8 protein-coding genes are annotated in these 11,194 nt (G+C 72.3%); 6 read left to right on the forward strand and 2 right to left on the reverse strand.

All coding sequences use genetic code 11. The annotated features are described in order from the left end of the window. Nucleotides 1-36 precede the first annotated feature (36 nt). Nucleotides 37-789 (forward strand): PepSY domain-containing protein, encoded by a 753-nt coding sequence (locus tag ACZ4V1_RS20710; RefSeq protein WP_468338037.1) that lies wholly within the window; start codon nucleotides 37-39, stop codon nucleotides 787-789. A 294-nt stretch (nucleotides 790-1,083) separates the two neighbouring features. Here the strand turns inward: ACZ4V1_RS20710 and meaB are convergent, their stop codons facing one another. Continuing rightward, entirely contained in the window at nucleotides 1,084-2,040 is a 957-nt protein-coding gene (gene meaB / locus ACZ4V1_RS20715; RefSeq protein WP_468338040.1) for a methylmalonyl Co-A mutase-associated GTPase MeaB, read from the reverse strand. A gap of 67 nt (nucleotides 2,041-2,107) precedes the next feature. Beyond that, nucleotides 2,108-3,322 (reverse strand): acetyl-CoA C-acetyltransferase, encoded by a 1,215-nt coding sequence (locus ACZ4V1_RS20720; protein WP_468338043.1) that lies wholly within the window; start codon nucleotides 3,320-3,322, stop codon nucleotides 2,108-2,110. 149 nt (nucleotides 3,323-3,471) lie between these two features. Here ACZ4V1_RS20720 and mce point away from each other — a divergent pair, with 149 nt between their 5' ends. From mce to ACZ4V1_RS20745, 5 genes are all read left to right on the forward strand, one after another. Then, the gene (gene mce / locus ACZ4V1_RS20725) at nucleotides 3,472-3,912 is read left to right on the forward strand and encodes a methylmalonyl-CoA epimerase (protein ID WP_468338046.1); all 441 of its coding nucleotides are present in this window, start codon (nucleotides 3,472-3,474) and stop codon (nucleotides 3,910-3,912) included. 232 nt (nucleotides 3,913-4,144) lie between these two features. Further along, nucleotides 4,145-8,128, forward strand: coding sequence for a polarized growth protein Scy (scy, locus tag ACZ4V1_RS20730; protein WP_468338048.1), 3,984 nt, complete (start codon nucleotides 4,145-4,147; stop codon nucleotides 8,126-8,128). A 207-nt stretch (nucleotides 8,129-8,335) separates the two neighbouring features. Beyond that, nucleotides 8,336-9,271 (forward strand): cellulose-binding protein, encoded by a 936-nt coding sequence (locus ACZ4V1_RS20735; protein ID WP_468338051.1) that lies wholly within the window; start codon nucleotides 8,336-8,338, stop codon nucleotides 9,269-9,271. A gap of 96 nt (nucleotides 9,272-9,367) precedes the next feature. Then, nucleotides 9,368-10,378, forward strand: a complete 1,011-nt coding sequence (locus ACZ4V1_RS20740) for an ABC transporter ATP-binding protein (RefSeq protein ID WP_468338053.1) — start codon at nucleotides 9,368-9,370, stop codon at nucleotides 10,376-10,378. After that, nucleotides 10,375-11,151 carry an ABC transporter permease gene (locus tag ACZ4V1_RS20745; protein WP_468338056.1) on the forward strand — a complete coding sequence of 259 codons (777 nt, stop codon included), beginning with the start codon at nucleotides 10,375-10,377 and terminating at the stop codon, nucleotides 11,149-11,151. Before ACZ4V1_RS20740 ends, ACZ4V1_RS20745 begins: the two co-directional genes overlap by 4 nt. Nucleotides 11,152-11,194 lie beyond the last annotated feature (43 nt).

Here is an 11,194-nt window from a genome sequence, read left to right on the forward strand (position 1 = left end):
ACGCGAACGACTCCGTACGACTCGGGAGGAATCAGCATGAAGCACAACATCGTGATCGCCGCCGTCACCGCCGCCGCACTGATCGGAGGCGGTACGGCGACGGCCCTGGCGACCACGGGGGACGACCCCGGTACGACGCGTCAGTCGGACGTCCGGGCCTCGGACGGCGACGCGGACGACGCGCGTGAGGACGCGGACGACCGGACGGACTCCGATGACGACGCCGACGACGCCGGCGCCGACGACCGGGACGGCTCCCGTGACCGCGACGAGGACGGTGCGCGGGCCGCGTCCGCGCAGGTGACGGCCGCCGACGCCATCGCCACCGCGCTGAAGAAGGCGCCGGGCACCGCCGTCTCCGCCGAACTGGACGACGAGGACGGCGACGACGACCGCGAGCGGGCGGTCTGGGAGGTCGACGTCCTCTCCGGTGACGGCACCTGGCACAGCGTGCGCATCGACCCGGCCACCGGCGGGGTCCTCGGCTCGGAGAAGGACGACGAGGACGACACCGACGAGGTGCGGGCCGCGCTCGAGGGCACGTCCGTGGACGCCGCCGAGGCCGCGAGGGCCGCCGCCGGCCACGGCACCGTGACCTCCGTGGAACTGGACGACGACGGCTACCACGGCGACGGCAAGGCGGCCTGGGAGGTCGAGACCCGCTCCTCCGGCAAGGCCGGGCAGGACTGGCGCGTCGACCTGAAGACCGGCGAGGTCACGGCCGATCGCTCACACGGCCCGGACTCCGGCGACCCGGACTCCGACGACTCCGGCTCGGACGACGACTGAGCGGCCCCGGCCGCCCGGTGGACCGACCACGGCGGCGCCCCGACGCCGGCGCCGCCGCCACGGAGACCGCCCCGGACACCGCGAAGCACGCCGGCAGCGGCAGCCGTTCCACCAGCGGTCCCACCGCCCCGCCCCGGCGGAGACGCCCGCGAGGGAGGCGACGAGGGGACGCCGAAGCGCGCGACGGCCGGGTGCGGCGGTCGCGTGCGGGGCGGGCCCTGGGCCAAGAGGAGGAACACGCGGATCGACGTACCGGCGCGGCGCTGCGGCCGCACCGGGTTTCGGGGCTCGGCGTCAGCCGCTCGTCAGTCCGGCCACCAGTTCGTCCGCCGCGCGGTACGGGTCCAGCTCACCCGCGACGATGCGCTGCGCCAGCGCGCCGAGGCGGCGGTCGCCGTGCAGGTCGCCGATGCGTTCGCGCAGGGTGGTGACGGCGATGGTCTCGACCTCGCGGGCGGCGCGGGTCCGGCGGCGTTCGGTGAGGACGTCCCGTTCCCCCATCCACGCGCGGTGCTTCTCCAGGGCCTCGACGACCTCGTCGACGCCCTCGCCGCGCGCGGCGACCGTTTTGACGATGGGCGGGCGCCAGTCGCCGGGGCCGCGGGCCTCGCCCAGGCCCAGCATGTGGTTCAGCTCGCGGGCGGTCGCGTCCGCGCCGTCGCGGTCGGCCTTGTTGACGACGTAGACGTCGCCGATCTCCAGGATTCCGGCCTTGGCCGCCTGGATGCCGTCACCCATGCCGGGGGCGAGGAGGACGACGGAGGTGTCGGCCTGGGAGGCGATCTCGACCTCCGACTGGCCGACCCCGACCGTCTCGACCAGGACCACGTCGCAGCCCGCCGCGTCGAGGACGCGGATCGCCTGCGGCGCCGCCCAGGCGAGGCCGCCGAGGTGGCCGCGGGTCGCCATCGAGCGGATGTAGACGCCCGGGTCGGAGGCGTGCTCCGACATCCGGACGCGGTCGCCGAGCAGGGCGCCGCCGGAGAAGGGGGAGGACGGGTCGACGGCGAGGACGCCGACCCGCTTGCCCTGCCTTCGGTACGCCGTGACCAGCGCCGAGGTGGAGGTGGACTTGCCGACGCCCGGCGAGCCGGTCAGACCGACCACGTACGCCCCGCCGGTCAGCGGTGCCAGGGCCGCCATGACCTCCCTGAGCTGCGGGGACGCCCCCTCCACCAGGGAGATCAGCCGGGCCACGGCCCGCGGCCGGCCTTCCCTGGCCTGGGCGACCAGCGAGGAGACGTCCTGCATCACAGCTCCGTTCAGTGAGAAGTCGCGGCCCGGGTCGTTCCTCGGGCCGTCACCCGGTGGCCCGGACTCAGGCCTTGGGCACCCGCACGATCAGCGCGTCACCCTGGCCGCCGCCGCCGCACAGCGCCGCCGCGCCGACCCCGCCGCCGCGCCGCTTCAGTTCCAGCGCCAGGTGCAGCACGAGGCGGGCGCCGGACATGCCGATGGGGTGGCCGAGGGCAATGGCACCGCCGTTGACGTTCACCTTTTCGGTGGACACGCCGAGGTCCTTCATTGACTGCACGGCGACGGCGGCGAAGGCCTCGTTGATCTCGATCAGGTCGAGGTCCGACACCTCCAGGCCCTCCTTCTTCAGGGCGTGCCGGATCGCGTTGGAGGGCTGCGACTGCAAAGAGTTGTCCGGCCCGGCGACGTTGCCGTGCGCGCCGATCTCCGCGATCCACTCCAGGCCGAGCTCCTGCGCCTTGGCCTTGCTCATGACGACCACGGCCGCGGCGCCGTCGGAGATCTGCGAGGCGGAGCCCGCGGTGATCGTGCCGTCCTTCGAGAAGGCCGGGCGCAGCTTGCCCAGCGACTCGGCGGTGGTGTCGCCGCGGATGCCCTCGTCCTTGCTGAACAGCACCGGGTCGCCCTTGCGCTGCGGGATCTCGACCGGGGTGATCTCGGCCTCGTAGACGCCGTTCTTCTGGGCGGCGGCGGCGCGCTGGTGGGAGAGGGCGGCGATCTCGTCCTGGACGCCGCGCTCGATACCGAGGCGGGTGTTGTGCTTCTCGGTGGACTCGCCCATGGCGACGCCCTCGAAGGAGTCGGTCAGGCCGTCGTACGCCATGGCGTCGATCATCTGGACCGCGCCGTACTTGTAGCCCTCGCGGGACTTGGGCAGCAGGTGCGGGGCGTTGGTCATGGACTCCTGGCCGCCGGCCACCACGACGTCGAATTCGCCGGCGCGAATGAGCTGGTCGGCGAGCGCGATGGCGTCGAGTCCGGAGAGGCACACCTTGTTGACGGTGAGCGCCGGGACGTTCATGGGGATGCCGGCCTTGACGGCGGCCTGACGCGCCGGGATCTGTCCCGCGCCGGCCTGGAGCACCTGGCCCATGATCACGTACTGGACCTGGTCGCCGCCGATCCCCGCGCGGTCGAGGGCGGCCTTGATGGCGAAGCCGCCGAGGTCGGCCCCGGAGAAGGACTTCAGCGAGCCGAGCAGCCGCCCCATCGGGGTGCGGGCACCCGCGACGACGACGGAGGTCGTGCCGTTCGTTCCAGAAGTTGCGGAAGACATGAGCTGCGATCCCCTTTTCCGGCCCGCACAGGCCGAGGAGTGAACGAGGGTTTACTCGAATGTACTGAGCGGTATCCCGCCCGTCACCCGGCGGTCGGTGTGATCGCGCGCACGTTGCGTAACCACCTCCCGCGCGCTGCACTGAATCCATGCTGACGCGAATCGACCACATCGGAATCGCCTGCCACGATCTCGACACGACCGTCGAGTTCTACCGTGCCACCTACGGCTTCGAGGTGTTCCACACCGAGGTCAACGAGGAGCAGGGTGTGCGGGAGGCCATGCTCAAGATCAACGGTACGTCGGACGGCGGCGCCTCGTACCTCCAGCTCCTGGAGCCGACCCGGGAGGACTCCGCGGTCGGCAAGTGGCTCGCCAAGAACGGCGAGGGCGTCCACCACATCGCGTTCGGTACGGCGGACGTGGACGCGGACGCCGCGGACATCCGGGACAAGGGCGTGCGCGTTCTGTACGACGAGCCCAGGCGAGGTTCCATGGGGTCGCGGATCACCTTCCTGCACCCCAAGGACTGCCACGGCGTACTGACGGAACTGGTCACTTCGGCGGCCGTTGAGTCACCTGAGCACTGACTCTCGTACATATGGGCCGGTAGGGTTGGGTGCGGTCGCCGCTCAGTCCAGGGTGACCCGGTCCTGTCGTCTGTGGTGGCGGGACCGCCGGGGTCGTGTTTCGGGGGGCCAACGCCGGGGCAGAAGCGCGTGCTCCGCCGTTGATCTGACACCATTCCCCGGGGGCCCCGTCCGGCGGACGGACGGAGCTCGTTCGGGAAGTTTGCGACCAGGGGACGGATGGGACCGCGCAGTGCGGGGCTACGAGAGCCAGGAGCGAGAGCCGGCGGCTGACGTCGACCACCTCTCTCGGTTCGAGGCCGAGATGAAGCGGCTGAAGACCGAGCGGGAAAAGGCGATCCAGCACGCCGAGGACCTCGGCTACCAGGTCGAGGTGCTGCGCGCCAAGTTGCACGAGGCGCGGCGCACCATCATGTCCCGGCCCGCCTTCGACGGCGGCGACATCGGGTACCAGGCCGAGCAGTTGCTGCGCAACGCGCAGACGCAGGCCGACCAGCTGCGCGCGGACGCCGAGCGGGAGCTGAGCCAGGCGCGGGCGCAGACGCAGCGCATCCTCCAGGAGCACGCCGAGCAGGCCGCCCGGCTCCAGGCCGAGCTGCACCAGGAGGCGGTGACCCGGCGCCAGCAGCTCGACCAGGAGCTGGCCGAACGCCGGCAGACCGTCGAGTCGCACGTCAACGAGAACGTGGCCTGGGCCGAGCAGCTGCGCGCCCGCACCGAGCAGCAGGCCCGCCGGTTGCTCGACGAGTCCCGTGCCGAGGCCGAGCAGGCCATGGCCACGGCCCGCGCCGAGGCGGAGCGGCTCACCTCCGAGGCCCGGCAGCGGTTGCAGAACGACGCCGAGAGCGCCCGCGCCGAGGCCGAGCAGATCCTGCGCCGTGCCCGCGCGGACGCCGAGCGGCTGCTGAACGCCGCCTCCACACAGGCGCAGGAGGCCACCGACCACGCCGAGCAGCTGCGCAGCTCCACCGCCACCGAGTCGGAGTCCACCCGCCGCCAGGTCCAGGAGCTGAGCCGGGCCGCCGAGCAGCGGATGTCCGAGGCCGAGGAGGCGCTGCGCAAGGCGCAGGCCGAGGCCGAGAAGGTGGTCGCCGAGGCCAAGGAGTCCGCGGCCAAGGCGCTCGCGAGCGCGGAGCAGACCAACGAGCAGCGCACCCGCACCGCCAAGGAGCAGGTCGCCCGGCTGGTCGGCGAGGCCACCAAGGACGCCGAGAGCACCAGGACCGAGGCCGAGCAGCTCGTCGCGGACGCCCGGGCCGAGGCCGAGAAGATCGTCGCCGAGGCCGTCGAGAAGGCCCGTACGCTCACCGCCGAGGAGTCGGCCACCCAGCTGTCCAAGGCGGCCAAGACCGCCGAGGACGTGCTGAACAAGGCGTCCGAAGACGCCAAGCGGACCACGAAGGCCGCCGCCGAGGAGGCCGAGCGGATCCGCGGCGAGGCCGAGGCCGAGGCGGACCGGCTGCGCGGCGAGGCGCACGACATCGCCGAGCAGCTCAAGGGCGCGGCGAAGGACGACACCAAGGAGTACCGCGCCAAGACGGTCGAACTCCAGGAGGAGGCGCGCCGGCTGCGGGGCGAGGCCGAGCAGCTGCGGGCCGACGCGGTCGAAGAGGGCGAGAAGATCCGCGCGGAGGCCCGCAAGGAGGCCGTGGCGCAGATCGAGGAGGCGGCGAAGACCGCCGAGGAGCTGCTCGCCAAGGCCAAGGCGGACGCCGACGAGCTGCGGCAGACCGCGACGACGGACAGCGAGAAGGTCCGCACCGAGGCCATCGAGCGGGCGACGACCCTGCGCAGGCAGGCCGAGGAGACCCTGGAGCGCACCCGCGCCGAGGCCGAACGGCACCGCGCGGAGGCCGCCGAGCGTGCCGAGGAGCTCCAGGCGGAGGCCGAGCGGGCCGCCCGCGAGCTGCGCGAGGCGACCGAGCGCGCCGTCGAGGCCCGGCAGGCGGAGGCCGCCGAGGAGCTGACGCGACTGCACACCGAGGCCGAGGAGCGCCGCACCGCGGCCGAGGAGGCGCTGACCGAGGCCCGTGAGGAGGGCGAGCGGACCCGCCGCGAGGCCGCCGAGGAGAGCGAGCGGCTGCGCACCGAGGCGGCGGAGCGGATCCGCACGCTCCAGGAGCAGGCCGAGACGGAGGCCGAGCGGCTGCGCACCGAGGCCGCCGCGGACGCCTCCGCCTCCCGTGCGGAGGGCGAGGCCGTCGCCGTACGGCTGCGTTCGGAGGCCGCGAGCGAGGCGGAGCGGCTGAAGTCGGAGGCGCAGGAGAGCGCCGACCGGGTGCGGGCGGAGGCGCAGACCGCCGCCGAGCGCATCGCCGCCGAGGCGTCGGAGGCGCTGGCCGCCGCGCAGGAGGAGGCCGCCCGGCGCCGCCGCGAGGCCGAGGAGCTGCTCGGCTCCGCCCGGCAGGAGGCCGACCAGGAGCGTGAGCGGGCCCGCGAGCAGAGCGAGGAGCTGCTGGCCTCGGCGCGCAACCGCGTGGAGGAGGCCCAGGCCGAGGCGACCCGGCTGGTCGAGGAGGCCGACCGGCGCGCGACCGAGATGGTGTCGGCCGCCGAGCAGCACGCGCAGCAGGTACGGGAGTCGGTCGCCGGGCTGCACGAGCAGGCGCAGGAGGAGATCACCGGGCTGCGCAGCGCCGCCGAGCACGCGGCGGAGCGCACCCGGCGCGAGTCCGAGGAGGAGGCGGACCGGGTCCGCGCGGACGCCTACGCGGAGCGGGAACGCGCGAGCGAGGACGCCGGACGGCTGCGGCGCGAGGCGCAGGAGGAGACCGAGGCCGCCAAGGCGCTGGCCGAGCGGACCGTGTCCGAGGCCATCACGGAGGCCGACCGGATCCGTACGGACGTCTCCGAGCACGCCCAGCGGGTGCGCACCGAGGCCTCCGACACCATCGCCGAGGCCGAGCAGTCCGCGTCGCGCACCCGGGCGGACGCCCGCGAGGACGCCAACCGCATCCGGTCCGACGCGGCGACGCAGGCGGACACCCTGATCACCGAGGCGCGCTCCGAGGCGGAGCGGCTCACCACCGAGACGGTCGCCGAGACCGACCGGCTGCGCACGGAGACGGTCGCGGAGGCGGAGCGCGTCCGCACCGAGGCGGCGAACGAGGCCGAGCGGGTCCGGACGGAGGCGGTCGACGAGGCGGAGCGGCTGCGGACCGAGACGGTCGCCGAGGCCGAGCGGGTCCGGGCCGAGGCCAGTGCCCGGGCCGAGCAGTTGGTCTCGGACGCCGCCGGGGAGGCGGAGCGGCTGCGGGCCGAGGCCGCCGAGACGGTCGGTTCCGCCCAGCAGCACGCCGAGCGCGTCCGCACCGAGGCCGAGCGGGTGCGGGCCGAGGCGGCGGCGGAGGCCGAGCGCGTCACCACGGCCGCCCGCGAGGAGGCCGAGCGCACCCTCGACGAGGCCCGCAAGGACGCCAACAAGCGGCGCTCGGAGGCGGCCGAGCAGGTCGACACGCTCATCACGGAGACCACGGCAGAGGCCGACAAGCTGCTCACCGAGGCCCGGCAACAGGCCCAGAAGACCACCGCGGACGCCGAGTCGCAGGCCGACACGATGGTCGGCGCGGCCCGCACGGAGGCCGACCGGATCGTCTCGGAGGCGACGGTCGAGGGCAACACCCGGGTGGAGAAGGCCCGCACGGACGCGGACGAGTTGCTGGTCGGCGCCCGCCGGGACGCGACCGCCATAAGGGAGCGGGCGGAGGAGCTGCGCGAGCGGCTCACCTCCGAGATCGAGGAACTGCACGAGCGGGCCCGCCGCGAGGCCGCCGAGACGATGAAGTCGGCCGGCGACCGCTGCGACGCGCTCGTCAAGGCCGCCGAGGAGCAGCTCGCCAAGGCGGAGGCGAAGGCCAAGGAGCTGGTGTCGGAGGCCAACTCCGAGGCCGGCAAGGTGCGCATCGCCGCCGTCAAGAAGGCGGAGGGGCTGCTCAAGGAGGCCGAGCAGAAGAAGGCCACGCTGGTCCGGGAGGCCGAGGAGCTCAAGGCCGAGGCGGTCCGGGAGGCCCGGCGCACGGTCGACGAGGGCAAACGCGAGCTGGAGATCCTGGTGCGGCGCCGCGAGGACATCAACGCCGAGATCTCCCGGGTGCAGGACGTGCTGGAGGCACTGGAGTCCTTCGAGGCGCCGACGGGCGGCGGCAAGGACAACGGGGTCAAGGCCGGTGCCACGGTGGGGGCCCCACGTTCGGGTGGCAAGTCGTCAGACGGCTAGCCTTCGGGGCGGATTCGGTGTCTGCTGGAGATCTTTGGCCGGAGTCCTGACCAGACCCTTGACCAGAACTTTGGCAAGCCATCCGTGGGTCAGCCACCCAAAAGAGGTGTCATTCTCCGTATCAAACGTGCATCCGCTCGATGACACACCGCATTGGCGCCTAGGATTCCCTCTATCACCTCACCGGTCTCTTTCGACAGGAACCCCATGAGCGACACTTCCCCCTACGGCTTCGAGCTTGTGCGGCGTGGGTACGACCGCGCTCAGGTGGACGAACGTATCTCCAAGCTCGTCTCCGACCGTGACAGCGCTCTCGCCCGCATCACCGCTCTGGAAAAGCGCATCGAGGAGCTCCACCTCGAAACCCAGAACGCCCAGGCCCAGGTCAACGACGCCGAGCCGTCGTACGCCGGTCTCGGCGCCCGGGTCGAGAAGATCCTGCGTCTCGCCGAGGAAGAGGCGAAGGACCTGCGCGAGGAGGCCCGGCGCGCGGCCGAGCAGCACCGCGAGCTCGCCGAGTCGGCGGCCCAGCAGGTGCGCAACGACGCGGAGTCGTACGCCGCCGAGCGCAAGTCCAAGGCCGAGGACGAGGGCGTCCGGATCGTCGAGAAGGCCAAGACCGACGCCTCGCAGCTGCGTTCCGAGGCGCAGAAGGACGCGCAGTCCAAACGCGAGGAGGCGGACGCCCTCTTCGAGGAGACCCGCGCCAAGGCCGCGCAGGCCGCCGCCGACTTCGAGACGAACCTCGCCAAGCGCCGCGAGCAGTCCGAGCGCGACCTGGCCTCCCGTCAGGCCAAGGCCGAGAAGCGCCTCGCGGAGATCGAGCACCGCGCGGAGCAGCTTCGCCTCGAGGCGGAGAAGCTGCGCACGGACGCCGAGCGCCGCGCCCGCCAGACCGTCGAGACGGCGCAGCGCCAGGCCGAGGACATCGTGGCCGACGCCAACGCCAAGGCGGACCGGATCCGTTCGGAATCGGAGCGCGAGCTCGCGGCCCTCACCAACCGCCGCGACTCCATCAACGCGCAGCTCACCAACGTGCGCGAGATGCTGGCGACCCTCACGGGCGCCGCGGTGGCCGCCGCCGGTACGCCGGCCGAGGACGAGCCCGTCTCCCGCGGGGTGCCGGCCCAGCAGTCCCGCTGACGCGGGGCGTACGCCGGCCCAACAAGGGCGTAACAAGTACGAAGCCTTCTGTCACTGGGGTGGCAGAGGGCTTCGTCACGTTTTAGCGTGGGCGCCATGATCGAGCTCGAGGGGCTGACCAAGCGGTACGGCGAGAAGGTGGCGGTCAACAATCTCTCCTTCACCGTCAGACCGGGCATCATCACGGGCTTCCTCGGTCCCAACGGCGCGGGCAAGTCGACCACCATGCGGATGGTGCTGGGCCTGGACCGGCCCACCGCCGGGGACGTCCGGATCGACGGCAAGCACTACGACCAGCTCAAGGACCCGCTGACGTACATCGGCGCGCTGCTGGAGGCCAAGGCCTGGCACGGCGGGCGCAGCGCCTACAACCACCTGCTGTGTCTCGCCCAGAGCAACGGCATTCCGGCGAGCCGGGTGCGTGAGGTGCTGGACACGGTCGGGCTCACGGCGGTCGCCCGGAAGAAGACCAAGGGCTTCTCCCTCGGCATGGGCCAGCGGCTCGGCATCGCCGGCGCACTGCTCGGCGACCCGCGGATCCTGATGTTCGACGAGCCGGTCAACGGCCTCGACCCCGAGGGCATCCACTGGATCCGCAACCTGATGAAGACCCTGGCCTCCCAGGGCCGTACGGTCTTCGTCTCCTCCCACCTGATGAGCGAGATGGCGCTGACCGCCGACCACCTGGTGGTCATCGGCCAGGGCAGGCTGCTGGCGGACACCTCGATGGCCGAGTTCATCGCGGAGAACTCGCGCAGCTACGTACGGATCCGCACCCCGCAGCGCGAGCAGTTGCTCGATGTCCTGCACGCGGAGGGCGTCACGGTCGTCGAGTCCGGCGACGGAGTCCTCGAGGTGGACGGCGACAAGGCCGAGACCATCGGCGAGCTGGCGGCGCGGCAGCAGATCGTGCTGTACGAGCTGAGCCCGCAGCGGGCCTCGCTGGAGGAGGCGTTCATGCAGCTGACCGCGGAGTCCGTGGAGTACCACGCGCACGACGGGCAGCCGCCCGGTCCGGTACCGCCGCAACAGCCGCAACAGCAGCAACAGCAGCAACAGCAGCAACAGGGACAGCGGCAGTGGGGCAGCGACTGGAGGAAGGGATGAGCATGGCGGCGACACAGGCCGTACGGTCCGAGTGGACCAAGATCCGGTCGGTCGCGTCCACCGTGTGGACGCTGGGCCTCGCCGTGGTCGTCACCATCGCCCTCGGCATGCTGATCTCGGCGCTGTCGAAGAGCGAGTTCGGCAACATGAGCGAGCAGGACCAGCTCACCTTCGACCCGACCTTCATCAGCTTCGCCGGGACGAGCCTCGGCCAGCTGGCGATGATCGTGTTCGGGGTCCTGGTCGTGGCGAACGAGTACAGCTCCGGCATGATCCGCACCTCGCTGGCCGCCGTTCCGCGGCGCGGCACCTTCCTGTTCAGCAAGATCGCGGTGGCCACCGGTCTCGCGCTCGTCGTGAGCATGATCACCAGCTTCGCCACGTTCTTCCTCGGCCAGGCGATGCTCGGCGATCTCAAGGCCTCGATCGGGGACCCGGGGGTGCTGCGGGCGGTCATCGGCGGCGGCCTGTACATGACCCTCATCGCGGTGTTCTCGATGGGCGTCGCCGCGATGCTGCGCTCGCCGATGCTGTCGCTGGGCATCCTGATGCCCTTCTTCTTCCTGATCTCCAACATCCTGGGCAACGTCCCGGCGACGGAGAAGGTCGGCCGGTTCCTGCCCGACCAGGCCGGCAGCAAGATCATGCAGGTGGTCGCGCCGATCGACGACGACGTCCCCTACGGTCCGTGGGGCGGCCTCGGGATCATGGCCCTGTGGGTGATCGCGGCCCTCGTCGGCGGGTACGTTGTGCTCAAGAAGCGGGACGCCTGAGGAGCGGGCAGACGCTGGAAGGGTTCCGTCCGAGCCCGGATTT

Source organism: Streptomyces sp. NPDC028991, assembly GCF_055564775.1.

Bases quoted from the DNA above. Each gene is read 5' to 3' on its own strand.
- mce (WP_468338046.1), top strand. From the start codon at position 3,472: ATGCTGACGCGAATCGACCACATCGGAATCGCCTGCCACGATCTCGAC.
- ACZ4V1_RS20740 (WP_468338053.1), top strand. From the start codon at position 9,368: ATGATCGAGCTCGAGGGGCTGACCAAGCGGTACGGCGAGAAGGTGGCG.
- ACZ4V1_RS20720 (WP_468338043.1), bottom strand. From the start codon at position 3,322: ATGTCTTCCGCAACTTCTGGAACGAACGGCACGACCTCCGTCGTCGTC.
- ACZ4V1_RS20745 (WP_468338056.1), top strand. From the start codon at position 10,375: ATGAGCATGGCGGCGACACAGGCCGTACGGTCCGAGTGGACCAAGATC.
- meaB (WP_468338040.1), bottom strand. From the start codon at position 2,040: ATGCAGGACGTCTCCTCGCTGGTCGCCCAGGCCAGGGAAGGCCGGCCG.
- ACZ4V1_RS20735 (WP_468338051.1), top strand. From the start codon at position 8,336: ATGAGCGACACTTCCCCCTACGGCTTCGAGCTTGTGCGGCGTGGGTAC.
- ACZ4V1_RS20710 (WP_468338037.1), top strand. From the start codon at position 37: ATGAAGCACAACATCGTGATCGCCGCCGTCACCGCCGCCGCACTGATC.